The following is a 26,121-nucleotide window of genomic DNA, read 5'->3' as shown; positions in this document are numbered from 1 at the left end:
CAAAGGCGTTCAGAAAGGGATGACTGGAGGCAAAAGGGATAAGATCGGGTTAAACCGATCGTTCCCATTTGCTGAAGTCACGCCCTTTCTGCCTTTGCGAACCCGACTAGGAGGGTGTGAGAGGATGCGAGAGAAAGGGACCTTCTGGAGCAAAAAACTAGAGAAGGCTGAAGGCCTTCGACAGATTTTTGCGAAGAGGAGTCCTTTCTGCCTTTGCGAACCCAACTAGGAGGGTGCGAGACATAGCGATTAGACTCGGATGACTGGAGCAAGTCAGCATCTTCCTATTTGCGCTCAAAGTTTCCGAATGCAAATTGAAATTCGACAGTTGCATACAAGACGTCCGAGCGCAAATTCACAAACGCTATTTGCTCTCAGGCCGACTGAAGGCAAATCCACACCTTCTATCTGCTCTCAGGCCTACTGAAGGCAAATCCACACCTTCTATTTGCTCTCAGAACCGCTGAAGGCAAATCCAGCCCATTTTACTCACAAAGGCTAAAGAGAACAATAAAAAGACCAGCTGAACAGCTGGCCTCGACATGTCGCAATCTGCCTTCTTGCTTGTGGGGAGCGTGAAAGCAAGGCTCTGACATTGAGCCTACCGAATGAGTATATGCTTCGATTGCTTTTAAAGGAAAATTTATGCATGTCTGTTTCCCAACAGACAATTACATTATAGCTAAGCTTTATTGATATCATGTTAAAAACCTGTAAATCTTATGTAAATTTATGGGATGAAGTCTACCTTTTGCCCCCAAACCGGATAATACTGGCCGGGACTGACTTCATTCATCTTGTCGGCCACGTCTTGGGACTGGTAGAGTTGGACAATTTTCTGAAGCGTAGGGTTATCCTGGTCTTCCTTGCGGGCTACGATCAAGTTATAGCGGTCGTTAGGAATTTGATCCAGGTGGTCGGCATCGGTGAAGATATTGTCCTCAATCTTCATGCCTGCGTCCTCAGCGAAGGACCCGTTCACAACCGCCGCGTCCACGTCCTTGACCAGACGGGGCGCCTGGGCAGATTCTACCTCTACCAGCTCAATATTCTTAGGATTCTCAACCACATCACTGACCTGGGAGAGGGTTGACCCACCATCGCGGAGCTTGAGCACACCCGCTGTCTGTAGGGCTAAGAGCGCCCGACCCTGGATGGAGGTCTCCTGGGGAATCAAGACCTGGCCGCCTTCTGGAAGATCCTTGAGATCATCCACCTTGTCCGAGAAGATATAGAGGGGCGTGATGAAGGTCAGCCCAATCGGTGTCAAGTCCTCCTTGTGGTCCTCATTCCACTGCTTGAGGAAGGCATAGTGCTGGAAGGCGTTGAGATCGACATCGCCATTGGCCAGGGCCTGGTTGGGCTGGTTGTAGTCCGTTAATTCTGTCACTTCCAGGTCGATCCCTTCTGCCTTAGCCTTGTCTGCCACGAACTCCCAGATCTCCTTCTCGCTCGAACCGACCACCGCCACACGCACCTTTTCCTTAGCTGCCTGGTTCTTTGACGACGCCTCCTCTTGTTTGCCGCAAGCCCCCAAGACTAAGAGCGCTAAAAATGCTAGAAAAATTTTCCCAAATCGCTTCATACGATCACCTTTCCCTTCTGTAGAGGCTACTATAGCAAATATTTCGCCAGGCCGGAAGTCTCAAAAAGAGAACAGGAGTGATCGATTGTGGGGATCAGTTGTGAAAGATACTAAATTTAATAAAATTAGCCTCCCCGTTCATTAACACACGAGGAGGCTTATTAGATTTGAGGGGGTATTGGGCAACTTGCCTTCCAGGGGCTGGTTAGCAAGTTCTTGGGTGCCAACTTGCTAATAGGAGGTCCATTCGCCAGTTCGTGAATGCCAACTCGCTAACAAGAGCCTCATTCGCTAGTTCCCCACCATTCATCAATCCCCCAAAAAAGAAAAAACCAGCCGTAGCTGGTTTTACCCCCCTCCTAATGGTGGAGTTGGTCTTCGAGAATCTGGTCGCCGGTCCATGCCTTAGGGTAGAAGGTTGGCCAATTGTCCATTTCTTCAAAGAGGGCTTCGTGGGAGTCATTGCCGACGAAGATATGGAAGTGGTTGACCCCTTCACTCGGCGCAACGTGGTGGTCGGAGAATTGGACATAGTTATACGCGTCATCATCCCCGGAGACCTTAGTAAAGAGCGGCCGGACGCCGCGGTTACCCTTCTCATAATCCAAGATTTTAGACCCTTCTGCCCGGTAGGTCCCGGTTGCGGTCGACCCGTCCTTCTTAATAAAAGTGATCTGGTCGCCCTCAATCTTGATCCCCTTGAGGTCGGTCTGGTAGCCCTTCTGATAATAGGCCTTGTAATCTTCCGCCGACTTCTCGCCCTCGGACTTGACCGCCTTCAATTCCATAACAGGGTCCAAAGTGCCGTCTTCTAAATAGGGGGCCACCGACTGCCAGTCGCCCTGCCAATCTGCCAGGGTCCGGTCCGCCACATCCGCATCATCAAAATAGCCCGCTTGGACCTGGAGCGCCTTCTCGTGATCGGCCTTGAGATTGGGGTTAGCGGCTAAATAGGCATCAAAGTCCTTCCGCTCCTCTTCAGTCAGCTTGTCGGCAGGAACTTTATGGTAGTGGTCACCGTGCGCGACTAGGTAGTCTTCTCCCTCCTTGCCGACCAGGGTCTCCTTGGTCACTTCGAATTCATGGTCGTGACCTTCGTGATCATGATCGTGGCCATCCTCTCCATGCTTGTGCCCCTCATGGCTATGGCCTGAATGATCATGGCTAGCGGCCTGCTCAGTCTGATTAGAAGAAACTGCCGATTGCTTAGCCGGCGCTTCCGAAGTCTGGCAAGCCCCCAAGGCCAAGACACTCAATAAGCTCACCGTCAATAATTCTCGTTTCACAAAATCCCTCTTTCTTTTATTTAAATCGTAACCGTTACGATTAATAGTTTAATGGAGATTTAAGGGACTGTCAACTGGAGAAAGAAAAAAAGCCCCAGTCAATTGAGACTGGAACTCAATAAGCTGTACACATTCAAGGACGGATGGGAAGGCAGTGTTTGTTGAAGTAAAAAAATAAGACAGTGGAGGGCTTGCTTGGGATAAAATATTTAGAATTTGAATGAGATGGTTTACCTGCAATCTAATAAATTATAACTTTATACTTATGTTATAATATTTCAAGTGCATGATATGAATTTGTTTTGGTGCGTGATTCGCGTATCTTTTTGCTGATGTAGGCAGGCGTAGTCTGCGTGCACTCATGTCGTCAATATCGACTATTTGACATATCGTTCTAATGAGATATCATGCACTTATTTTTATTAAGGATTAGATATGAACTTACAAATTAACAATTTTACAACAAGAACCGAATTAGCTAATTTACTTGAAATTGAATTACAAACTTTAACGCGCTTGCTCTACTCTCCCGACCAAAATGTTAATACCCAATATCATACCTTTAAGTTAGAGAAAAAAGGGGGGGGTGAGACAAGAACAATTGCTGCTCCAAACGACTCTTTAAAACGAGTTCAGAGAAAATTAAATGATCTTCTTAACCAATACTATTTAGAAGCTTTCGCTTTCAGAGAACCTGAAAAACAGATTTCGCATGGTTTCGTGAGAGAAAAAAATATTTTTACAAATGCTTCCCAACATAGAAATAAAAAATATATTCTTAATATAGATTTAGAAGACTATTTCGATCATTTCCATTTTGGCAGAGTAAGAGGTTTTTTTGAAAAGGATAAACGATTCAAACTTTCTAAAGAGATGGCAACTGTTTTAGCACAATTAACCTGCTATAAAAAAGTTTTACCGCAAGGCGCTCCTACTTCTCCTACAATTGCAAATATGATTACTGCAATACTTGATCGCCGCATATTATCCTTATGTCAAAAATATAAATTAAAGTATACCCGCTATGCAGATGACTTAACCTTCTCAACAAACGATAATACTTTCAGTGATAAATATGGTGAATTCTTGATTGAATTAGATCAAATCGTCAAAGCTTGTGGGCACGATATTAATCATGATAAGACACATTTTCTTACCTATAAAAACAGGCAAACAATTACTGGACTCTCTGTGAACGAAATAGTAAATGTCCCAAGAGCTTATAGTTCTAAAACTCGTGCAATGGCCCACAGTTTATACACTAAAGGGGAATATTTCATAGGCGATAATATCTATAATATTAACGAGAATGAAAGAACCTTAGAGATCCTAACTGGTAGATTTAATTTTTCGAATTGGATTGATAATCTTAAGTTAGAAAATAATCAATTTACACAAAATAACAAGTCTTTAAGAAGTTATTCGAAACGAGAAAGAGATTTCTCTAAATTTCTATTTTATAAAACATTCTACGTCAACGCTATACCCCTATTAATTACTGAAGGTAAAACTGATTTTTCATATATTAACTCAGCATACAAATCTTTACTACCTCGGGGTATTGAAGTAGTCAATAATTTTGATTATAAACATTTCAAAAAGAACAATTCAATTACTACATATTTTTTGAATTCAAAGAGTAAAGATAATAAAACAGGCGAAGGTGGAGATGAGCTTTCTAAGCTCTTTTTCCAATATACTTCTCAGATAACGTTTGGAAAAGGAATAGTAGAAGACTGCGAAATTGATATAGGATTATCTACGGTATCGCCTCATTTTTATCATTATTTTCGACAATACGGTCATCCTTTTAACCATCATCCTGTCGTTATTCTCTTAGATAACGAAAATGGTAAGAACAAACCTTAAAAAAAATTCTTGAAAGCTATTTACAAGGGTGGTAATTATCACCCCCCCTATGAATTATTACAATCTAATAATTTTTTACATTTAGTCGGAAATCTATATCTGACAACCATCCCTAGTCCCCAAAAAAATCCTAATGCTTTTGAAATTGAAAATTTATTTACGGAAGAAGATAAAAAACGTTTATCCTTTTCTAGAAATCGAAAGGCTGCTTTTTCAAAAGCCATAGAAGAAAATAGAGAGACTATAAATTTCGACAACTTTATCGAATTATTTGAAATATTAGATGATATCAAACAGCATTATTCAAACTCTGAACAATATTAAAATCAAGAACCGTATCGATAAATTCTGCATAATAGCGTCGATACGGTTCTTGATTTTTTAATATTCATAGTAAGTTTAAGAGTTATTCTCAACAATCCCATCAAAATTCTCTGCCTGCTTCACGATTAATTCAATCACCTTATTCCGTTGATCTTTTGGATACTTATACTTGGCTAGTAAGCGCTTAACAGTTCGGCGCATGTTGGCACGTCCTGATTCACGCATCATCCAGTCAGAAGTTATTTCATTCGATATAGTTTCTGCTAAATCCTGGGTGAAAGTAATTAATTCTTCATCTGTATAGAAATCTGATATATTTTCAGGTTTACTAATGGCATGATAGAAAGCTAGTTCATCTGGACTTAAACCGGACTCTTTATTTTCTTTATTCAATTCCACCATATCTTTGGCTAATTTAATCAATTCGATTCGTGCTGATGCTGCTGTATAAGATGGTTGTGAGTCTTCTACATATAATCCCACAAAGCGATCCAAACTTTCTGCATTATCAACCATACTTTGTCGATAAGTCTTCATAATACGTCGTAACCGTTCTGAGAATTCCTGCCCTTTGACGATATCTCCTTTAGAAAACACTTTGATCTCATCACGGATGAGTTTATTAAGCAATTCAATACTTAAGTTTTGTTGCTGCATCTTTTCGATTTTAGCAAGGAAAAGTGGATCAAATAAGCTAAAGCCTTTATCAAAGTCCTGGAATAGGTTAATGACACCTTCACTATGGATCGATTGTTCTAATAAACCAGAAATCTCTTTATTAATATCTGATTTATTCAATTTTCCTGGTGTAGTAATCCGATTCATACTTGTTCGAATGGCTTCAAAGTAGGCTGACTCTCTTTGCTCATGCTTTGTTGAGATAGAAGAACAGAGCGTGTGAGCTTGTTTAAGCGCATAGGCTTCCTTCTTGAAGTTATTTTGCTTCTTCTCGGAGAAGGTCAAGATATGATTAAGTCCTTCGATGATTAGCTCGGCGAGTTCAGCATTCTCTATCTGTTCTGAGAATATGGGAGAATAATTGAAGTTATAGAAGAAAACACTACGAATGACTTCTAATTTCTCTTGGAACATTGGATAGGCTGAGTCGCGAATATTCGCATTATCAATCACTTCTTGGTCTGCCTTGGTGTAATCGCTCATTGCTTCTTTAAGTGCTGAAGCAATGCCAATATAATCAACGATCAGTCCACCCTCTTTATCCTTAAAGACACGGTTTACCCGAGCAATCGCCTGCATGAGGTTATGGCCTTTCATGGGCTTATAAATATACATGGTAGATAATGAAGGCACATCGAAACCTGTTAACCACATATCAACTACGATCGCAATCTTGAAGGGATCATTATCATCTTTAAATCGTTTAGCAAGTTCTTCCTTGTCCGCTTTAGAGCCAATAATTGACTTCCATTCCTCAGGGTCATTATTATTAGCTGTCATAACTACCTGAACCTTTTCATCCCAATTTGGGCGTATCTCTAAAATCTTTTGATAAATTTTCATAGCTATTGTGCGGTTATAAGCCACGATCATCGCTTTACCGGTTAAAAGATTTTCTCGAGTTTCTTCATAGTGGTTCACAATATCATGGACTAAAGTATCAATAGCTTGGTCTGAACCGATAATTTGTTCCAAGCGGCTCAGTTCGTTCTTACTGGCTTCAATATCCCACTCATTGGCTTGTTCAGATAATTCTTCATACTTATGGTCGATCTCATTCAATATCGCATCATTTAAGCCAAGATTAATCACTCGATTCTCGTAAAAAACAGGTCGCGTCGCCCCATCCTCTACAGCCTGACTCATATCGTAGATATCAATATAGTGCCCAAAAATTTCCTGAGTATCTTTATCATTTTCAGTCAAAGGCGTACCCGTAAAACCAATATAGGTGGCATTAGGTAAGGATTTTCTAACTAATCTAGCCATCCCAGACAGGATCTTCCCGTCTTTAGTCATCTTCTCACGCAGACCGTATTGGGACCGGTGGGCTTCATCAGCGATAACAATCACATCATTTCGATCAGTTAAGGCTTCTTCTGATTCCGCAAATTTCTGCATAGTAGAGAAGAAGATCCCATTTGAAGCGCGATCATTCAGCAGAGCATGAAGGTGTCGCCTCGAATCAGCTTGAATCGGTTGTTGCCTGAGAAAATCCTGAGCTCTTGCGAACTGACCATAGAGCTGGTCATCTAGATCATTACGGTCCGTCAGAATCACAAAAGTCGGATGATTCAGAGCTTGGATCATGGCATGGGTATAGAAGACCATGGAAAGCGACTTACCTGATCCTTGGGTATGCCAAAAGACACCGCCTCGACCATCCCCTGATTCAATGGCTTGAAGGGTAGAATTAACCGCCTTATGGACAGCAAAATATTGATGGTATTGAGCTAAGATCTTAACCGTGGCTTCTTCCTTATGTTCAAAGAAAATAAAATTCTTAATCAAATCTAAGAAGCGTTCCTTGTTTAAAACACCTGTCAATAGGGTCTTATAGTCCGCATAGCGGGTCGACTCATAAGAGCCGTCCACTGACTTCCACTCCTTGTACCAGGCCTCATTGGAAGTAATCGTCCCTAACTTGGTCGTTGTAAAATCTGAAACGATATTAAAAGCGTTATAGACGAATAGTTTTTCAATATCATATTGATAATTCTTAATTTGACGGTAGGCTGAAGACACATCAGCTGTTTGAGCTGTCATAGATTTTAATTCAATGACCGCCAAAGGAAGACCGTTAACATAAATAAGAATGTCTGGACGCTTGGTATCCTTACCAACCAAAGTCAATTGGTTAGTCACAACAAAAGAATTATTCTCGATATTGTCATAATCAATTAGATAAACACGATCCGTTATAGACTGATCATCTTGGTAGTGAGCCACTTCAATCCCGTTTTGTAAGTAATCGAAGAAAAGCTCATTACGGTTAACCAAGAGGCCAGCGTCAATATGTTTAATTTGGTGAAGGGCTTGGTCAAGAACTTCTTCAGATAAATTTGGATTCAATCGGTGCAAGGACTCCTTTAGCCATTCAATCGCTAAAGGAGATTTTATACTATCACGAACAATTTCTTGTTGGTTTACATACTGATAGCCTAAATTTTGGATTGAATTGATGAATAACTTTTCCAAGCCATCTTCTAGATAAATTTCACTCATATATATCTTCCTTTAGTTTTTACTAATCTGGGAAACGTCAATTTCGCCTGACATGAGTTTGGGGAGGAGGGTGTCGCGTAATTTACTTAACGTTATGTTTTCTTGTTCAAGAGATTTTATCATCTTGAAATGAGGATAAATTATATTATGGAAATCAATAAGGTAGCATTTAGGTGGATAAATCACTGATAAATTTTCAAAAGATTTCTTATTAATGTTCTTCGTTGTACTTCCACCGGAGCCTATTGCATTCAAATATTCATAAGAATTTTTCATAGTCAAATATAAATAATATGTTAGATAATCTACATTAGGTATAATAGAATTTATCTGTTGATTTGTCTGACTGTTTTCTGATGTTAAAATAACTAATCCAACTGTAGCTATACAGCTAACACAGATCGTATCTGCTGGAATTGTCTTATTAGGTTGTGATAATTCCCCTTCATTTGATAAATATCTCTCTGTTGTCACGATATAGGTGTTATTATGCATATCTGGAATAGTTATGAAAGGTAAGGATCCTCCATAAAATTTTTTATTTTTAGTTGGTGGTGTCTTTCCAGTTACTACTGATTTTGACAAATCTTTGATCCTAGCTACTGTCCAACCTTTAGGAATTCTACCCAATTCACTATCAATAAATTCACCATCTTGAAAAGGTTCAAAGTCAATAAACCAAGATTTAAAGATAGCTTGGGCCTGGGCTTCGAGGTTAGCGATAATTTTGTTGTTGGTAGCGATTTTTTGATCTAAATTACTAAGAATTGCAGATATCTTATTTTGGATTTTTAAAGGAGGGACAGTTACATTAATATTCTTCATAACGCGTCCCGAAACTTCACTAAAAGTACTGCCGCTCCCTTGTGATTTAATATTTTCAATATTATTAATTAACAAGTAGTACAGAAAATCACTAGTTGTCTTCTTATTAGGTATTATCGATTTAAAACCTTGGTTAGTTGCTAACTCCTGACTAGCTATTGCAATATATCCTATAGGCGCTCTGGATGAAAAAAGAACGGTCCCTTTCGGTAAAATTTTGGCACTCGAATTATCAAGACCCTCTTTAGTTATATTTCTTTCCCCTCTAGAAATATATTTCGATTCATTATTAGAAAGATCTTTAGGGGTTATCCATGGGATATCACCCCCGTAGTAACTCGCTATTTTAGTAGACGGTGTACCTCCGCCTACAATTTTTCCTAAATCTTCTAACTTCATTTTTTGCCAGCTACATATCATATCCAATCTCCCCTAACAGCTCCATTATTTGATCTTCTAATTGATGAGATTCTTCAAAAAGCTGACCTAAATCAACAGCTAGACGCTCCATCTTTTCTTCAAAGGGTTCTCCGTCATCGGCTTCTTCCTCCAAACCAACATAACGACCAGGAGTGAGTACAAAACCATTATTCTCAAGCTCTTCAAAATCAGCTACATGCGAATATCCTGCTTCTTCGACATTTTTACCCTCTGTAAAGTCACGGTAGGTCTGAGAAATTTTATTAATATCTTCCTGACTAAGATCACGGTGAGCGCGATCGATCATGTACCCAAAGTTTCGGCAATCTAAGAAGAGCGTCTTACCCGCCTCTTGCTTATCTTTATTAATGATCCAAAGAGAGACAGAGATGCCCGTTGAATAAAACAGGCGATCAGGCATGGCAATAATGCATTCTACTAGATCATCTTTAATGATATTCTCACGGATCGTCCCTTCTTTGCCTGAAGCTGAAAGTGCCCCGTTGGCCAAGACCAATCCTAACTTACCCTTCGGCGCCAAATGATAGATCATATGCTGCATCCAAGCATAGTTTGCATTACCTTCAGGTGGTACGCCATACTTCCAACGAACATCTTCAGTTAGCTTATCGCCACCCCAGACTTTAAGGTTAAAGGGTGGATTAGCTAAAACATAGTCAGCACGCATAGTTGGATGTTGGTCGTTGAAGAAGGTATCGGCAGGCCCCTGTCCTAAGTCACCTTCGAGTCCATGAATGGCTAAGTTCATCTGAGCTAATTTCCAGGTATTGGCATTCGATTCTTGACCATAGATAGATAGTTCATTCACCCGACCTTGGTGTTTTTCAATAAATTTGGCTGATTGGACGAACATACCACCAGCCCCGCAGCATGGGTCATAAACACGACCTTCATAGGGTTCTAGTATCTCAACAAGAGTCTGAACAATACTTGTAGGCGTATAGAATTCCCCAGCTTTCTTTCCTTCTTGTGAAGCAAATTGAGACAGAGCATATTCGTAAGTCCGGCCGAGAATATCCTTGGCATCTCCATGTTCCTTTAATTTTAGATTGTTGAAGAGATCAACAACTTCTCCTAAGCGACGTTTGTCTAATTCAGGTCTGGCGTAATTTTTGGGTAATACTCCTTTTAGACGATCATTTTCTTCCTCAATCGCAACCATGGCTTGGTCAATTACTTGCCCAATCTCAGGCGTCATCGCTTGTTGGACCACATAAGACCAACGTGCTTCTTTAGGAACAAAGAAAATATTCTCTGCAAGATATTCATCGCGGTCTTCTTCAAAACCGTCACCTTCAGCGACTAATTCCTGATATTTTTCTTCAAAACTATCTGAAATATATTTTAAGAAAATTAGCCCTAGAACCACATTCTTGTACTCTGCTGCATCGATGTTTCCTCTTAACTTATCCGCTGCATCAAAGATTTGTTTTTCAAAACCTAGATTCGCGCCACTTACTTTATCTGCCATATAATCCACACTTTCCTTACGATCTTTTCTTAACTTATCTTACATTATAACAAAGTTCATTGCTTCTTCTCTTAAAGAAGGAGAAAAGTTAAATAAATTCTAAATCTAGTCTTTCTAGAGCGTTTCGAAAGCTGGTCTTTGTAATCTCTAAATTGTGTCTTGAATTCACTAAACGGAGAAGAGGCGGAAAGTCGGGATCGCCTTCCATTTCACTAATCATGCTCCCCGCCTTAATTAACCCTTTTTGCTTATGTGCCATGGGGCCGACCAAGATATAGACATAACTCTTATTCTGACGCAAAACCGAAAAATCGAAACGTTCGATATCTTTATAAGTAATGATAAATTCAAAGCAACTTGGATCATAACCTGACATTTCCGCTAGCTTAAGGAGATGTTGTTTTTTTACATTAGATTGACCAATAACAAGAATTTTCGATTGCTTTTGTATGGGTCTATCTCTTAAGGAGCTTCTGAAGCCAATAGAAGTAAGAAAATTGTCTAATTGGCCAAGCCGGTTAAACTTCAATAACTGTATATGAAGGAATCCCTGAATTTCTCTTTCAAGTTGTTCTAGCTCTTCCATTCCTCTAACCATTGACATCCTATCACTCCTTAAACAGACGATTACTTTCTTCGCAGTAATCCTCCAAAGCTAGTTCTAATTCCAAGATTTTTTGGCTAATTTGTTCTAATTTCCTTTCGATAAGTCTCCCCCAATGCTCCTGTTCTTGTATTGTAGCTTTTGGGACAGGAAGTTCTCTCAAAGATTTAACACTTGCTTGTTTAATCGCTCCTGAACTATAAACTGCCTGTAACTGTTCCTGGCCAAGCTCACTTTGTAAGTAAGCTATTAGATAGTAGGGATTCAAAGACTGCTGCCTAGCCCGAATGACTAAGAGGCTCTGATCAACAATACTTTGGACGCCCTCTTCAGCCTGATAAATAGCTATCCCTAAACTTGAACTAACTCGTGTAATCAACACGTCTTTATCTTCCAGTAGGACTGGGGACTCAGGAAGATCAGTTAATGAGGTAACTTCTGCTACTAAACCATTATTAAGGCCGCTACTTCGAATCAATTGAAAGGAAGTTAATTCATCTGTTTTTAAATCTTCAAGATCCTTTTTCTTTAAATCGCTGCCCCTTAAAACATCCGCTAACTCACCTAGTGGTCTAGCATCTTCGATAGGAGTTAATAGATAATATGACGGCAACAAACGACCAGTCTCCAAGACTTCTTGGCAGGGAACCTCTTTATGCTTCGAAAATTCAGGATCAATAATCGTTTGAATATCTTGGTCTGAGAAATAATAGCCATTACGACCTTCTATATGCATTTGACTTGCATCAATAAAGTCTATACTCTGGTTTCCAAAACTTAATTCTAATAATAAAGATGGAATAGCAGTGTAAGAATAATAACGCTCAGGTAACTGGATCACACGATGAATGAAGCCTTTTTCAATAAATCTCTCTTTTAACTCTTCAAAAGCTTTACGGTGTTCAATGCCGCAAGGTACGCACAAGAAAGCCTGACCAGTTTCTTTAAGGTGATTCATCGCCAGTTCAATAAAACGCCATTCTGACTGATTAGAAGTCCTATCTCCCCAAGGGCAATGGGAGAAAATTAGATCAAATTTCTTTTCGCCATATACCTCACTATAGTTATTTAAATCATTAACTTGTATTTCTATATCGTTCATACGATCAGGGTAAATCACTTTTAATTTCATTGCTGAAATCGCTGCGTTTTTTTCCTCCCGCTCTACCAATGTTAAACTTTCAAAGCCTTTGTTTCCTAAGCGTAATATCGAATTTCCTCTGCCACTTGTGAAATCTGCGATATCTCTTCTAGAGCTATCAGAGACCAAATGCTGGATTAACTTAATCAGATTGTCAGGGGTTTTATGATAGATAGCCCGTCTGTTCGTCTGAAAAATTTCCTCCCCTTCAATTAAGAAAGATTGAAGGTCACTTAAACTGTACTGTTCTTTAACCTTATCGTAGTTTTTTTCATAGCTTTCTGGCTCTAGCTCAGATAATAATCTATAAATCAAAGGTTCATTTTTCTTAGTTTCTTCGAGGATTTGTTGAGCAGTTAAATTTTGAGAAGTCATTTGATAATGGGTATAGGCAAATGCGTAGATATCAAACTGCTCTTCTTCTCTATACAAATTGCAGTATTCAAAATATCTTCTTTCTTGTTCCTTTGTCAGCATAGTAGGCCTCCTCTTTATTGTATAACTTTAACTTTTATTTTGTTATATCGGTTAACATTAACTTTTTCAAGTTATTTTTGGAAGTTAATGTTATACAAAATAAGCCCCCCCTTTACACAAGCCACACAAGACTTTTACATAATCTAAACATCCGCTCGCTATAATTGAGGGTAGTAGTAGATTAATGATATGGAGGGTTTAATATATGAAGAAGTTAACTGTTGGTAAGCACCTCTTGTTCTCATCGGCTGTGGTCTGTGCCTTTGTGAGTGCGGGCCAGGTGTCGGTTGCAGCTGCAGAGCACACGGAAACAATCCAACCCCGGACGGTTGAACGGGCGGCGACTGACCAGGATAAACAGAATACGCTTAAGGTCTCGGACCAGATCGCCCAGGAAGCGCCGCTCAAGACCCAGGAGAATATCTCTTCGGCAACGGACTCCAGGGAACAGATTGTGGACCAGGATCCGACTTTCGAGCAGGTGGTGACGCCGGTTAAGGAGACTGAGATCCCGACAACCGTTGAGGCGGGGCAAAAGCCCGGTTCACGTTTTTCGATAGCGATCTTGCCGGATACCCAGTTCTACGCCCGCTATACGACAGAGGCCGAGGGTGACCAATTCAATGCGGCTTATGGGTCGGAACCTTTTGCGACCCAGACCCAGTGGATTGCGGACCATGCGGATGACTATGGGATTGCCATGACTCTCCACGTGGGGGATGTGGTCGACCAGGCCAATAAGCCCGCCCAGTGGCAGGTCGCTAGCGAGGCCATGGGTATCCTCGAAGCCAACCAGGAACCTTACCTGATCATTGCCGGCAACCACGATATCGGCGGCCAGGCCTTAGAGAATGGCCAGAGTCCTTACTATGGCTACTATACCGACGTCTTCCCCGGCGAACGGGCGCAAAAGAACGCCACCTTCCAAGGCCGAGGCCCCAACGATGCCCATGAATACCATATCTTCAATGTGGACGGCCAAGACTTCCTCGTCCTCGGTCTATCCTGGGGAGCTGAAGGAGCAGAATTAGACTGGGCAGAAGCGGTTTTGAAAGAAAATCCAAACACGCCAACCATCCTGGTTTCCCACCAGTTGATCAACAACGATACGGTGACCTCACAGACCCTGAAGACCCCATTCGGTGAAGTGGTCTGGGACCGGCTCATTGCTCCTAATGACCAGGTCTTCCTGACCTACAATGGCCACCACCACGGGGCGTCCCGCGTCAAGCGAACCAATAACTTCGGTAATCCCGTCTATCAAATCCTGACCGACCAACAGATGGCCTATATGGGCGGGAACGGCTACATGGCCCTGACCGAGTTCGACCTGACCAATGGCAAGATCCATCAGACGACCTTCTCTCCCTGGGTACCGACCAAGGCTGAGGAGACCCGGAACGGCTATGACCAAGTCTTCCTGACCGACGACGGGGCCAGCTTCACTTTCGACTTCGACTTCAAGGGCCGCTTCCCTAACTTAGTAGTCGGACAGCCTGATGACCCCTCCTATTCCAGCCAGCTGCGTACCTATTACAGTGAAAACTACCAGGCCCCTCAGCCTGTTGAACAAGAAGAGCCAAGTTCAGAGGATGACTACCCTGTCGTTGAAGGCACCGTGGCCCACTGGCGGATTTCCGGCGAAGACGGCATAGTCGTTAATGTTGGCGACGCCTTAGTCGACATCACGAACCCGGCCAACAACTTCTACCGGGCGCCCCTCAATGAAGGCAATCTCGGGGGCGCTGTCCTGGAAGACGTGACCTGGTCCAAGGACCACCACCCCCTATCCTCGAATGCGGGATCGATCCGCTTCGAGAATGGCAGCCGCCCAACGGCTGACAATCCACAGCACCGGGCCTCCTACTTCCGCACCAAGGACGGGGCTCCAATCAATCTGGAAAACTTTGAGAATGGTTATACCTTCGAAACCTTCATCAAATTTGATCCTAACTACAATCCAGATGGCGTCAACAACTGGATGCAGTGGCTCGTCCGCGAAGGCCAACGTCAAAATATCCCCGGCTATGTGGGAACTGAGGGCGAGGAACCACCATTCGCTTGGGACTTCTCTAACCTGAGCGAAGTCCAATTCTCCTTCGTCGATCAACAGACTCCGGAAGCAACTGAAGGCTCAGCCTGGTCAGGTGAAATTGTGGACCTGAGCGACTGGTACCACCTGGCCGCGGTCAACGACCCTGAAACCAAGACCCTGACCATGTATGTCAACGGCGTCCCTGTCCTCCGCAATGCCACAGACACGGTCGGCCTAGCTGACGACAAGGGCCAACCATGGCGCCTGGGCGGGTCCTTCTACGGCGGCCAGGGCGAGCACGGCTTCATCGGCTGGATCGGGGAAACACGTTTAGTGGACCGCCCTCTCCAAGCTAAGGATTGGTTAACAGCCCGTGCAGCCAAGCCAGAAACTCCCGGAACAGGGACTGGCGGTACAACAGGAACTGGAACGACGACAGGTCCAGCCAAGCCAGATCAACCAGGAAGCAAGCCTGGTTCAGAGGTCAAACCAGGGACCAGCACTAAACCTGGGGCAGGTGTTAAGCCTGGACAAAATGAAGGCCCAGCGACTCCAACCACCACTGGCGATCAGGCTAACCGCAAGCCAGAGCAAGGACAAGCGGCTAGCCAAGTTGATCCTGGTCAGACAGGAAGCCCAGCAACTGACCAGGCTAGTGGTCAAACGACTCGCTCAGAAACCGGTGCAGGTCAAGCTGAGCAGACGAAGCCAACAGTAGCAAGTCGTCAAACCGCTAGCGAGCAAGTGACCCGTGCTAAAGACCCAGCCAAGGCTAAAGAAAGCTCACGCTCACTTGCTTCTAAGAAGACAGCTTCCAGCCTACCCCAAACGGGTGCTAGTGCAGGTGTACTCGGCTTTGGCTTGAGTTTAGTCGCTCTGGGTTCTGCCTTTAGCTTTAAGAAGCGTAAATAGAATCTTACCGCTCTCACTTTAATGGTGCTAGTGAAAAGCAAATCTTTAGTAAAAAGCAGCAGATACGCGCCTAAGCTATCTGCTGCTTTTAATCGTTGAAGTATAAATAAAAATGCCCTACAAGTCCTTCAAGAAAAAGCGGTCCATAGTGGTATGGATCAAGTTCTCAGGACGAGAAATTTCCCTGAAGCCGTACTTCTGGTAGAGGATAATGGCGGTCGCCAAGTTCGAATGGGTCTCTAGGTAGAGCTTTTGATAGCCAGCTTCCTTGGTCTTGTCTATCACTAATTCCATCAGCATACGACCTAGGCCCTGCCCTTGACTCTGGGGAGCCAAGTAGAGCTTCTGCAATTCCGCACAGTGGTCAAAAATCCCACATTCTGCATAGCCAACCCCACCTAGGACCCGGTCCTGGTCGTCCACGGCCACATAATAAGCCCGCTCTTGGGGCTTGGCTTGGTAAAAATCGCTCAGATGGTCTAATTCCGGATCATAGTAAACTGTCCCCGGCAGGTCCAAATGAAAAGTTTCTAGAGTCGAACGAATAAGACCAGCCAGCTGGCTATCGTCCTTGGCTTGGATGGGCCTAAATTTCATGAGAGCATCCCCTTTTTCCTTAAGATTTAACTAGTATAGCACAAAGGCTTGGAGCTTGTGAGTTCAAGCACAGAAATGCTAGAATGGAAGTAAGTGAACAACTGAACATACAGGAGGGAATACTATGACACTCGTTATCAATATCATCTACAGCGGCCAGGGCGACAATGCGCGAAAGTTCGCCCAAGACATGATGGATCGTGGCGTCGTCGACCGCATCCGCCAGCAGCCCGGCAACCTGCGCTATGACTACTTCGTCCCCCTAGAAGACCCCAAGAGCATCCTCTTAATCGACACCTGGACTGACCAGTCCGCCCTCGACGCCCACCATAAGTCGCCCATGATGGGAGAGATTGCCGAACTCCGCGATAAATATAAACTGCGGATGAAGGTGGACCGGTATTTGCCGGAAGGAGAAAAATAGTAGAAAGAAAAGCAAGCTACAAAAGAAGGTAGCTTGCTTTTTGTTTGAGAATTATTTACAGTTTTTAACTTTATTTTCGACTCTCCCAAGACAGGTCTTCCCCATTACTTGCAATAACCTGCTTGTACCAGTCGAAGGAATCTTTCTTCTTGCGGTCTAGACTTCCAGACCCGTTATCATCACGATCAACATAGATCATGCCGTAGCGTTTGGACATCTGGCCGGAAGTGAAGGAGACGAGGTCAATAATGCCCCAAGACGTATAGCCCCAGAGCTCGACACCGTCATAGTTAATAGCCTTGGACATTTCTTCGATATGCTGTCTCAAATAATCCACCCGGTAATCGTCATGGATCTGGCCGTCTTCGCTAATTTCGTCATAGGCGCCTAGACCGTTCTCAACGATAAAGAGGGGGAGCTGGTATCTTTCCCATAAGCGGTTCAGGGTATAGCGCAGACCTACCGGATCCACTGCCCAACCCCAGTCACTAACTTCCAGGTAAGGGTTCTCTACCTGGTATGGAATCTGGCCATGAATCTTGTAGTCATCATCCGATTCTTCAGACGCGATATCCACTGCATTGGACATGTAGTAGCTAAAGCCAATATAGTCAACCGTCCCTGCCTTGAGTATATCTTCATCCCCAGCTTGAATGGGCACAGAGATATTGTCACGCTCAAATTTCTTCAAGGTATAGCTTGGATAATAGCCACGGACCTGGACATCAGGGAAGAAGAAGCGAAGGCGCATGGATTCGTCAGCTAGCATCACATTGTCAGGTAGGCAATTCTTCGGATAGATTGGCACATGGGAAATCATGGTTCCAATCTTGAAGTCAGGATTAATTTCTTTGCCCTTGGCGACTGCTAGGGCACTCGCTAAGAGAAGGTGGTGGGCTGCGGTATACATCACTTCTTCAGCATCCTCCCCTTCTTCAACAGTCACCCCCGCATTGGTCCACAAGAAGATTGGATTCTCATAGTCCATCATATTGTTAATCTCGTTAAAAGTCATCCAGTACTTGACTTTATCCTTGTACCGTTCAAAAACAGTTTCAGCGAAGTGAACAAAATAGTCAACGACCTTACGATTCCTAAAGCCACCGTATTCCTGGGCCAAGTGAAGAGGCATCTCAAAGTGAGTCAAGGTAATGACTGGTTCAATACCATTAGCGATAAGTTCATCGAACAAGTCGTCATAAAACTGCAAACCTTCCTCATTGGCTTCCACTTCGTCCCCTTTAGGAAAGATACGTGACCAATAAATCGACGTTCTAAATGCTTGCAAGCCCATCTCCTTGAATAAGGCAATGTCCTCCTTGTAGCGATGGTAGAAATCAACCGCTTCATGATTGGGGTAATAGACATTGGGATCAATCTCTTGATGGATTTCGCGGGCTTGTCCAGCGGCTCCTGCTGTTAGGACATCTGCCACACTTGGGCCCTTACCGTCAGCATCCCATCCCCCTTCTAATTGGTGGGCAGCTACTGCACCACCCCATAGGAAGTTTTTCGGAAATTGTGTCATTCGTCTACTCCTTTCCTAAATCAACTCAAAATGTTGAAAAGCCTTATATATTCCATCATCATCCACCGCTGCGGTCACATAGTCCGCAGCTTCTTTGATTTCAGGACCTCCACTGGCAACCGCGACGCCAACTTGGCAGTAGTCAATCATGGAAAGGTCAATTTTGGCATCGCCAATGGCTAGGGTAGCTTCTTTAGGATGGTTGACCAGTTTTAAGAGTCGGCCAATTGCGCCAGCCTTTGTGATGTTAGCGACACCAATATCACCGAAGAGGGCCTTCTCACCATTACCTCCCCAGGTTCCAACTTTCAGATGGGCGAACTTGTCCTTGGCTTCAAGGTAGTCGTCATAGGATTCTAGGATAAAGGAGACTTTATTCAAATCTGTTCGTTTGAGATCCCCTCCGAAAATCATTTCAGGGAATGACTTCCTCACATCCATATCTTCAGGATGAGGTTGGCCCTTATAGGCTGCATATTCCTGCATGGTCGACCGACCGCGCTCTTCAAAATTGGGACTGGCGAAGAGACCATTATTAGATTCCAGGTAATAGGCTAGGCCTTTGTCATCCAACCAATCAACGATCGCCTGGCTATCTTCTGTCGAAAGCACTTCTTCGTAAAGGACTTCATCCTCATATTCAATATAAGAACCGTTACCACCAATATAACCATCAAAGCCAATATCTAAAATTTCTTGGTACATCTCTGCCTTGCTCCGGCCTGTAACGGGCAAGACCTTGTGCCCATTAGCTCGGGCTTGACGAATAGCTTGAATAGCCGATTCTGGAATTTCATTGCGGTAGTTAGTAATTGTCCCATCCACATCTAAGAATACAAATTGTGTCTGCATAGATCCTCCTCTTTAGGCATCAGGGGCTTGGAGACTGCCCCCATTTGTTTCAATCACTTCTTTATACCAGTCAAAGGAATGCTTCTTATAACGGCTTAGCGTTCCTTCCCCATCATCATTACGGTCCACATAGATAAAGCCATAACGCTTAGATAGTTCAGCAGTCGATGCCGAAACGAGATCAATACAGCCCCAAGTGGTATAACCCATCACGTCAACACCATCTTTAATGGCTTCCCCCACCTGGTAGAGGTGCTGGTTGAGATAGTCAATCCGGTAATCATCTTCAATCGTTGGCCCGTCTAGACCGTCAACGAGTTGGTCTTTAGCACCCAAGCCATTTTCAACAATAAAGAGAGGCAGTTGGTAGCGGTCATAGAAGTCATTGAGGACGAGTCTTAGACCGACCGGATCGATCTGCCAGCCCCATTCACTGGCTTCAAGATAAGGATTCGATAGACCGCCTAGAATATTCCCCTTACCGGATGAATAGGCTTCAGGATTATGGGCAGCGGCGACACTCATATAATAAGAGAAGGAGATAAAGTCTACTGTATGTTCCTTCAATAAGTCTGCATCCCCATCGGCAAATTCAATCTCAATCCCATGCTCTCTGAAGTAACGCTTGGCATAACCTGGGTATTCCCCACGCACGTGAATATCAGAGAAGAGATAGTTGTGGTTCTCATAGTCACGGGCTGCTAATTGGTCGAGCGGGTGCGCCGTCATAGGATAGGCTGGCATAGCAAGAACCATGCAGCCAATCTGGAAGTCAGGGTTGATTTCATGCCCAATCTTCGTTGCTAAAGCAGAAGCCACGAGTTCATGGTGGGCTGCTTGGTAGAGGTCAGACTCGCTGAGTTCTTCTTTAGGCGTGGCAATCCCTCCACTGATGAAAGGCAGGCTAAAAAGGGAGTTAATTTCATTGAAGGTTAACCAATACTTCACCTTATCTTTATAACGTGTAAAGACTGTGCGTACATAGCGAGCATAGAAATCGATCAACTTTCGATTGGCCCAACCATTATATTCTCGGGCGAGATGGAGCGGGGTCTCATAGTGAGAGAGAGTAACTAAAGGTTCAATACCATATTTAGCGAGTTCATCGAAGACATCATCATAGAATTGCAAGCCTGCCTCATTAGGTTCTGTCTCATCACCCTTAGGAAAGATACGGGACCAAGCAATGGACAAACGAAAGACCTTAAAGCCCATCTCCGCGAACAAGGCAATATCTTCCTTGTAGCGATGGTAGAAGTCAATGCCTTCTAACTTGAGATTATCTGGAGTGGGTTCTTCAGTCACCCGGCCAAAACCACCGTCTGGCGTAACATCTTGAACACTCAATCCCTTACCATCAACATTATAAGCTCCTTCGAATTGATTGGCAGCCGTTGCGCCACCCCATAAAAAATTCTCTGGAAATACTGACATCTTATCCATCCTTTCTATCTACACAAGTGTCATAACTCGACTCGATTGATCAACTGGACCTTCTTCAACAAAAACATCCATATAATCTGCTGAATTCGTGACGATCACTGGGGTTACTGTATCATAACCTGCTTCAGCAATCTTATCCTGGTCAAAACTTAGCAATAAATCACCTGCTTTAAATTCTTGGTCAACAGCAACCTTAGTATCGAAGTAAAGCCCATCTAATTGGACCGTGTCTAAGCCGACATGGATCAATAATTCAACCCCATCTGTGCTCACTAGGCCAATCGCGTGGTGAGTTGGGAAGAGGGAGACAACCTTGCCATCGAAAGGTGCATAGACCTTACCTTCACTTGGTTTAATAGCGAGGCCCTTACCCATCGCACCACTCGAGAAGACACTGTCATTCACTTGGCTCAGTGGGATCACTTCCCCCTTAAGTGGTCCTGCGATTTCAATCTTGAGTTCCGTATCAAGTGCTGATTTGCTTTCATTACCTGTCTCCTCCTTAGCCTCAACCTTATTATCTCCTGCCCCAAAAATAAAGGCAAGAACCGTGGCAATAACGAAGGAAGTTCCCACGCCAATACTGTAACCGAGCATAGGAGAATAGCTAGGAATAGTTAAGACACTGTTAAAAGCAAAACTAAACAAACGAACATCAAAGACACCGACAATTGCTCCACCAATCATTGAAGCGACCACCATGAGTGGAATAAGACGGCGATATCTCAAGATTAAGCCATAAAGAATTGGTTCTGTTACACCTGCTAAAAGTCCTGAAGTTGTTGCCGAAAGGGCTAGTGACTTTAATTGCTTATTCTGCCGACTCCTTAGGAAGATACCAAAGGCAATGCCTGTTTGGGCAAAAGTAGCAGCCGCTGTGATAGGATTGATAATATCTCCACCTTTGGCAAAGTTTTCAATCATCAAAGGGACTACCCCCCAATGGACGCCAAGAATCACTAAGAAGGGCCAAATCCCACTAATTAGGAAGCCCCCAAGGATCCCTGAGAAATTAACCAGAGCATTAATCCCTTGCCCAACTAAACCACTAGCATATTGGGCAAAGGGTCCGAAGGCAAGCACCGTTAGTGGCACCATAATTAAAATTCCCATCATAGGAACAAAGAACAAGGAAATCGTATCTGGCGTGTGTTTCTTCAAAAAGCGTTCTAAGGGGGCATAGAGAGCCATGGCTAGAAGAATTGGGAAGACGGTTGAGGCATAGTCCGTCACCACTAAGGGTAGGCCCATAAAGTGGAGTCCTTCTTGAACATCTAGTAAAGCGGTATAGCTTGGATCGAGTAAGGCCGCGGCAATAGCACCGCCTACAAAAGGATTAGCATTCAACTGCTTAGCCGCTGTGATCCCAACAAAAATCGGTAAGAGGGTAAAGAAACCAGAACTTGCTGCATTAAGAACAGCATAAGTAGCCCCCTCTGTATCCATTAAAGAGAAAATCGAAACAATTGCCAGTAAGGCCTTAATCATCCCTGCCCCTGTCATAGCTGGTATGAGCGGGGAAAAGGTGCCTGAAATATATTCAAATATCTTGTTCCAAGCATCCTTTTCCTCTTTCGTGCTCTCTTCACTGACAGTCTGATCATTACCTGAACGGATGGGATAATTATCCATAATCGCTTGATAGACCTTAGATACCTTATTCCCAATGACTACTTGAAATTGCCCACCCTGTTCCACAACAGAGAGAACTTCTGGAATATTATCCAAGGCCTCACGGTTGGCCTTCGAACTATCTTTCAACTTAAAGCGTAAGCGGGTCGCACAATGGACCAAGCTTCGCACATTTTCTTCCCCACCCACATTTTCCATAATGGCCTGGGCTAAATCATGGTTTGACATCTTTTCCAACTCCTTTATTCCTCATTTTCTAACTGACTTATCACGCGTTGAATATGGATCATCAAATATAATTTCTCTTCCTGACCAATCGTCACCTCAAGTTTCTGCTCAATATATGCAGCTACTTTTTCGACGCAGGCGCGCACTCTCGGATACTTCTTGACCATCTGCCCATAAAGGAAATCATCACTATCTGAATGATTTCCCACTGTTTTGTGGTCATATAAACGAATCACTAGATAGCGCAGGTGGGTGACAAAACGACTGTAGTGGAAGGACGAACTATCTAACTGAATCCCATAGAAGTAAGACACAATATCTAAGATATCTTGAACCATCTCAATGACTTCAATGGTTTGATCCATCCCTGGACTATCTACTTTGGCATTGATGATATGAAGAGCAATAGCCGCTGCTTCATGCTCAGGAAGGGCTAGTTCTAATCGTTGATAAATCAATTCCAGGGCCTTCTCGCCGATCATAAATTCGACGGTGTAAAAATTCTTAACCTCCCAATAGAGAGGAGAAGTGACTTCCAGGCCTTTTTGTATCCGGTTAATAGCAAAGTCCAAGTGGTCTGGCAGGGTCAAATAAATATTATTATTTAACCGACTTCCTAGAACACCTTGGGCATATTTGATAATATCTGTCGCTATTTCGACAATCACAGGGTCAATCTTATGGTAGATTTCATAATCACTCTTCTTACTTGAGTCCATGACAAAGACCTTCTCAACCTTTTCTAGTTCAAGGTCATCCCCCACTCGTTTGTTAAAGCCAATTCCCTTGCCCATGGCTATAATCTCTTCATTCTTCTCATTCATAGACATCACAACATTATTATTAAAAACCTTCTTAACTTCCAAAATCTCACCCCTCTCGCCAAAAAGAAAAGACCTAAATAAAAGTCTAAAGCTAGTCTGCCTAGCCCTACACCTTTACTTAGGTCTTGCCTGATTGAACAGTCACAATCCATATCTATCTCTTACTATAGCAAATCTGCTCTTGTTTTGCAAGCGCTTTTATAGAAAGAAATAGGAATAGAAGTTTAGCTCCTATTCCTATCTGAAATCAACGACTTTTAACTCACTCTCTTATTGGAACTGCATCCCGCCATCAACGATCAAGGTTTGGCCGGTGATGTAGTTGGAGTCTGGGCCAGCCAAGAAGGAAACAGCCGCAGCCACATCTTCAGGTTCCGACAGGCGACCGAGTGTGATGTCCTTGGCGAATTGTTGCATGCCCCAGTCATCATCCTTGCCAGCATTCTTGCCAACTTGGTGGGCGATGTCGAACATCATTGGGGTCTTCACGATCCCTGGCGCGTAGCAGTTAACTGTAATGTTCTTCTCTGCTAAGTCGCGAGCTGTGGTTTGGGTAATGCCGCGGACAGCAAACTTAGTTCCCGCATAGAGGGCTAAGTTCGGATTGCCGACTACCCCAGTTTGTGAGGTCGCGTTAATGATCTTACCGCCATTGCCGAACTTGTCGAACTGCTCAACCGCAGCTTGGGTCCCCCAATAAACCCCACCGACGTTGATCTTGTAGACCTGTTCGAATTGTTCAGGGGTGATGGTTTCGATTGGTGTAGTTGGGCCAAGGCCTGCATTGTTCACGATCACATCGAAACGCCCAAAAGCTTCTGCTGCTTGTTCTACAGCCGCAAAGACTTGGTCGCGATCAGAAACATCTACCTTAACGGCGATAGCCTTCTTCCCCTTTTCTTCCAAGCTAGCAGCCACTTTCTTGGCTTCCTCTTCGTTCAAATCAGCTACAGCGACTGCAAAGCCATCTTCGGACAAACGTTCAGCGATGGCCTTCCCAATCCCTTGAGCAGCACCAGTAACTAATGCAACTTTTTCTTCTGCCATATTAAAATCTCCTTTTTTTATTATTATAAATAAATTATACCAAGCTTTGCAAGCGGTGTCTAAGAGAAATCCCCTGTGATCGTTAATTGCGATGAATCCTGGTCACTTATCGATACTGCCAGTCAAGCGATTCTTCCACTATACTAGTCACTAAGATAAATAGAAATAAAGGAGCGATTGACTTGGCTTACGATTTTGATCAGATCATTGACCGCAAAGGGACGAATGCTTTAAATACCGATGGTTTCCGCGGTTATATCTTCAATGCGGATGATTCCATGACCTTTCCTTATGCAGATGATGAGTTTATTCGAATGTGGGTAGCGGACATGGAGTTTGCGACACCTGATTTCATCCGTGAGGCTATCAAGAACCGTCTCGACCGTCAGATTCTAGGCTATACCAAAGTTTTTAGCCCTGATTACTATCAAGCTGTGGTTTCCTGGACCGAGCGGCGGAACGATTGGACATTTCCAAAAGAAGAACTAGTCACCGCACCAGGTATCATCCCAGCTCTCTATGAACTGGTCTCCTATATTTGCCAGTCCAAAGATGATAAGGTTTTAATCCTAACCCCTTCTTACGCCTACTTTGAGAAGGCAGTTAGCGCTAATGGAAATCAATTAGTCACTTCTCAATTGATCCATAAAGACGGACACTTCTCTATGGACTTCGATGATCTCGAAGAGAAGTTTAACCAGGAAGACATCAAACTGTGTATCTTCTGCAATCCTCATAATCCGACTGGCCGAATTTGGACAGAGGAAGAGCTTCAACGCTTTGGCCAACTGGTCCAAGCGCATAATACCTGGTTAATTTCCGATGAAATCCATTGCGACATCCGACGCCCTGGCTTAGCTTACCATCCCTTTGCCAAAGTGTTACCGGACTATGACCGACTGATTGTGACCTTCGCCCAGAGCAAGGCCTTCAATATGGCCGGACTCATGTTCTCCAATGTGGTCATTCGCAACCAGGAACTCCGACAAATCTGGAAAGCCAACCACTATGACTTCGAAAATCCCCTCAGTCTAGCCGGCAACCAGGCCGCTTATGAGAAGGGCGACCAGTGGCTAGACGAGATGAACGCTTATTTAGCTGATAATTTTACCTTCACTAAGTCTTTCATTGACCAATATTTGCCCCAAGCTAATTTTGAAATTCCAGGAGCAACCTACCTAGCCTGGGTTGATGTTAGCGCCTATCTTCCTGATGATGTTACTGACCTTCCCCTTTACTTCGCTAATGAGGCAGGGGTGCTCCTGGAGGGCGGCGACATGTTCGTCAATAATTCGGATGGCTATATCCGGCTCAACCTCGCCATGCCACAAGCTATTCTCCAAGAAGGACTCAAACGCATTAAAAAACTTCTCACACAGAAAGGACACTAAGC

Annotated in this window: 19 protein-coding genes; 5 read left to right on the top strand and 14 right to left on the bottom strand. The window is 43.6% G+C overall.

Annotated elements, in window-relative coordinates; genetic code table 11:
* Positions 1-730 precede the first annotated feature (730 nt).
* Positions 731-1,585 carry a MetQ/NlpA family ABC transporter substrate-binding protein gene (locus HMPREF2626_RS09705; protein WP_070620735.1) on the bottom strand — a complete coding sequence of 285 codons (855 nt, stop codon included), beginning with the start codon at positions 1,583-1,585 and terminating at the stop codon, positions 731-733.
* Positions 1,586-1,944: 359 nt separating this feature from the next.
* A complete protein-coding gene (locus tag HMPREF2626_RS09700; protein WP_070620733.1) occupies positions 1,945-2,871 on the bottom strand; it encodes a ZinT/AdcA family metal-binding protein in 927 nt (308 codons plus the stop codon).
* Between the two features lie 435 nt (positions 2,872-3,306).
* Here HMPREF2626_RS09700 and HMPREF2626_RS09695 point away from each other — a divergent pair, with 435 nt between their 5' ends.
* The gene (locus HMPREF2626_RS09695; RefSeq protein WP_070620730.1) at positions 3,307-4,740 is read left to right on the top strand and encodes a retron Ec67 family RNA-directed DNA polymerase/endonuclease; all 1,434 of its coding nucleotides are present in this window, start codon (positions 3,307-3,309) and stop codon (positions 4,738-4,740) included.
* Between the two features lie 9 nt (positions 4,741-4,749).
* Complete coding sequence (locus HMPREF2626_RS10045) at positions 4,750-5,064, top strand: hypothetical protein (RefSeq protein ID WP_141744625.1); 315 nt, start codon at positions 4,750-4,752, stop codon at positions 5,062-5,064.
* A gap of 75 nt (positions 5,065-5,139) precedes the next feature.
* Here HMPREF2626_RS10045 and HMPREF2626_RS09690 read toward each other — a convergent pair whose 3' ends face one another.
* From HMPREF2626_RS09690 to HMPREF2626_RS09670, 5 genes are all read right to left on the bottom strand, one after another.
* Positions 5,140-8,247: a type I restriction endonuclease subunit R gene (locus tag HMPREF2626_RS09690; RefSeq protein ID WP_070620729.1), complete on the bottom strand. Its 3,108-nt coding sequence runs from the start codon at positions 8,245-8,247 to the stop codon at positions 5,140-5,142.
* A 12-nt stretch (positions 8,248-8,259) separates the two neighbouring features.
* Complete coding sequence (locus HMPREF2626_RS09685) at positions 8,260-9,471, bottom strand: restriction endonuclease subunit S (protein WP_246818956.1); 1,212 nt, start codon at positions 9,469-9,471, stop codon at positions 8,260-8,262.
* Between the two features lie 10 nt (positions 9,472-9,481).
* Positions 9,482-10,984, bottom strand: coding sequence for a type I restriction-modification system subunit M (locus tag HMPREF2626_RS09680; RefSeq protein ID WP_070620723.1), 1,503 nt, complete (start codon positions 10,982-10,984; stop codon positions 9,482-9,484).
* A gap of 88 nt (positions 10,985-11,072) precedes the next feature.
* Positions 11,073-11,588 (bottom strand): hypothetical protein, encoded by a 516-nt coding sequence (locus HMPREF2626_RS09675; protein ID WP_070620720.1) that lies wholly within the window; start codon positions 11,586-11,588, stop codon positions 11,073-11,075.
* Positions 11,589-11,592: 4 nt separating this feature from the next.
* A complete protein-coding gene (locus HMPREF2626_RS09670) occupies positions 11,593-13,206 on the bottom strand; it encodes an N-6 DNA methylase (protein WP_070620717.1) in 1,614 nt (537 codons plus the stop codon).
* 205 nt (positions 13,207-13,411) lie between these two features.
* Between HMPREF2626_RS09670 and HMPREF2626_RS09665 the strand changes: the two genes are divergently transcribed.
* Positions 13,412-16,153 carry a LamG-like jellyroll fold domain-containing protein gene (locus HMPREF2626_RS09665; protein ID WP_070620714.1) on the top strand — a complete coding sequence of 914 codons (2,742 nt, stop codon included), beginning with the start codon at positions 13,412-13,414 and terminating at the stop codon, positions 16,151-16,153.
* A 117-nt stretch (positions 16,154-16,270) separates the two neighbouring features.
* On the opposite strand, the gene HMPREF2626_RS09660 is transcribed toward HMPREF2626_RS09665, so the two are convergent.
* The gene (locus tag HMPREF2626_RS09660; protein ID WP_070620711.1) at positions 16,271-16,750 is read right to left on the bottom strand and encodes a GNAT family N-acetyltransferase; all 480 of its coding nucleotides are present in this window, start codon (positions 16,748-16,750) and stop codon (positions 16,271-16,273) included.
* A gap of 124 nt (positions 16,751-16,874) precedes the next feature.
* Here HMPREF2626_RS09660 and HMPREF2626_RS09655 point away from each other — a divergent pair, with 124 nt between their 5' ends.
* Entirely contained in the window at positions 16,875-17,174 is a 300-nt protein-coding gene (locus HMPREF2626_RS09655) for a putative quinol monooxygenase (protein WP_070620709.1), read from the top strand.
* 70 nt (positions 17,175-17,244) lie between these two features.
* Here the strand turns inward: HMPREF2626_RS09655 and HMPREF2626_RS09650 are convergent, their stop codons facing one another.
* The 6 genes from HMPREF2626_RS09650 to HMPREF2626_RS09625 all read right to left on the bottom strand — a co-directional run bounded on the left by HMPREF2626_RS09650 (position 17,245) and on the right by HMPREF2626_RS09625 (position 24,728).
* Positions 17,245-18,702: a 6-phospho-beta-glucosidase gene (locus HMPREF2626_RS09650; RefSeq protein WP_070620706.1), complete on the bottom strand. Its 1,458-nt coding sequence runs from the start codon at positions 18,700-18,702 to the stop codon at positions 17,245-17,247.
* Between the two features lie 15 nt (positions 18,703-18,717).
* Complete coding sequence (locus HMPREF2626_RS09645) at positions 18,718-19,554, bottom strand: Cof-type HAD-IIB family hydrolase (RefSeq protein ID WP_070620701.1); 837 nt, start codon at positions 19,552-19,554, stop codon at positions 18,718-18,720.
* A 12-nt stretch (positions 19,555-19,566) separates the two neighbouring features.
* On the bottom strand, positions 19,567-20,988 hold the full coding sequence (locus HMPREF2626_RS09640; protein WP_070620698.1) for a glycoside hydrolase family 1 protein: 1,422 nt from the start codon (positions 20,986-20,988) through the stop codon (positions 19,567-19,569).
* Between the two features lie 18 nt (positions 20,989-21,006).
* Positions 21,007-22,857: a beta-glucoside-specific PTS transporter subunit IIABC gene (locus tag HMPREF2626_RS09635; protein WP_070620692.1), complete on the bottom strand. Its 1,851-nt coding sequence runs from the start codon at positions 22,855-22,857 to the stop codon at positions 21,007-21,009.
* 14 nt (positions 22,858-22,871) lie between these two features.
* A complete protein-coding gene (gene licT, locus HMPREF2626_RS09630) occupies positions 22,872-23,723 on the bottom strand; it encodes a BglG family transcription antiterminator LicT (protein ID WP_070620689.1) in 852 nt (283 codons plus the stop codon).
* 228 nt (positions 23,724-23,951) lie between these two features.
* Positions 23,952-24,728 (bottom strand): (S)-acetoin forming diacetyl reductase, encoded by a 777-nt coding sequence (locus tag HMPREF2626_RS09625; RefSeq protein WP_070620688.1) that lies wholly within the window; start codon positions 24,726-24,728, stop codon positions 23,952-23,954.
* Positions 24,729-24,910: 182 nt separating this feature from the next.
* Between HMPREF2626_RS09625 and HMPREF2626_RS09620 the strand changes: the two genes are divergently transcribed.
* Positions 24,911-26,119, top strand: coding sequence for a MalY/PatB family protein (locus HMPREF2626_RS09620; protein ID WP_070620685.1), 1,209 nt, complete (start codon positions 24,911-24,913; stop codon positions 26,117-26,119).
* Positions 26,120-26,121: the final 2 nt, after the last annotated feature.

Origin of the sequence: Aerococcus sp. HMSC062A02 (genome assembly GCF_001809535.1) — a bacterium.
Classification (GTDB): Bacteria; Bacillota; Bacilli; order Lactobacillales; family Aerococcaceae; genus Aerococcus.
Note: the sequence above shows the minus strand (reverse complement) of the source record. Positions and strands in the feature narration are given on the sequence as shown.

Bases quoted from the DNA above. Each gene is read 5' to 3' on its own strand.
- HMPREF2626_RS09705 (WP_070620735.1), bottom strand. From the start codon at position 1,585: ATGAAGCGATTTGGGAAAATTTTTCTAGCATTTTTAGCGCTCTTAGTC.
- HMPREF2626_RS09695 (WP_070620730.1), top strand. From the start codon at position 3,307: ATGAACTTACAAATTAACAATTTTACAACAAGAACCGAATTAGCTAAT.
- HMPREF2626_RS09690 (WP_070620729.1), bottom strand. From the start codon at position 8,247: ATGAGTGAAATTTATCTAGAAGATGGCTTGGAAAAGTTATTCATCAAT.
- HMPREF2626_RS09685 (WP_246818956.1), bottom strand. From the start codon at position 9,471: ATGAAGTTAGAAGATTTAGGAAAAATTGTAGGCGGAGGTACACCGTCT.
- HMPREF2626_RS09680 (WP_070620723.1), bottom strand. From the start codon at position 10,984: ATGGCAGATAAAGTAAGTGGCGCGAATCTAGGTTTTGAAAAACAAATC.
- HMPREF2626_RS09675 (WP_070620720.1), bottom strand. From the start codon at position 11,588: ATGTCAATGGTTAGAGGAATGGAAGAGCTAGAACAACTTGAAAGAGAA.
- HMPREF2626_RS09670 (WP_070620717.1), bottom strand. From the start codon at position 13,206: ATGCTGACAAAGGAACAAGAAAGAAGATATTTTGAATACTGCAATTTG.
- HMPREF2626_RS09665 (WP_070620714.1), top strand. From the start codon at position 13,412: ATGAAGAAGTTAACTGTTGGTAAGCACCTCTTGTTCTCATCGGCTGTG.
- HMPREF2626_RS09660 (WP_070620711.1), bottom strand. From the start codon at position 16,750: ATGAAATTTAGGCCCATCCAAGCCAAGGACGATAGCCAGCTGGCTGGT.
- HMPREF2626_RS09655 (WP_070620709.1), top strand. From the start codon at position 16,875: ATGACACTCGTTATCAATATCATCTACAGCGGCCAGGGCGACAATGCG.
- HMPREF2626_RS09650 (WP_070620706.1), bottom strand. From the start codon at position 18,702: ATGACACAATTTCCGAAAAACTTCCTATGGGGTGGTGCAGTAGCTGCC.
- HMPREF2626_RS09645 (WP_070620701.1), bottom strand. From the start codon at position 19,554: ATGCAGACACAATTTGTATTCTTAGATGTGGATGGGACAATTACTAAC.
- HMPREF2626_RS09640 (WP_070620698.1), bottom strand. From the start codon at position 20,988: ATGTCAGTATTTCCAGAGAATTTTTTATGGGGTGGCGCAACGGCTGCC.
- HMPREF2626_RS09635 (WP_070620692.1), bottom strand. From the start codon at position 22,857: ATGTCAAACCATGATTTAGCCCAGGCCATTATGGAAAATGTGGGTGGG.
- HMPREF2626_RS09625 (WP_070620688.1), bottom strand. From the start codon at position 24,728: ATGGCAGAAGAAAAAGTTGCATTAGTTACTGGTGCTGCTCAAGGGATT.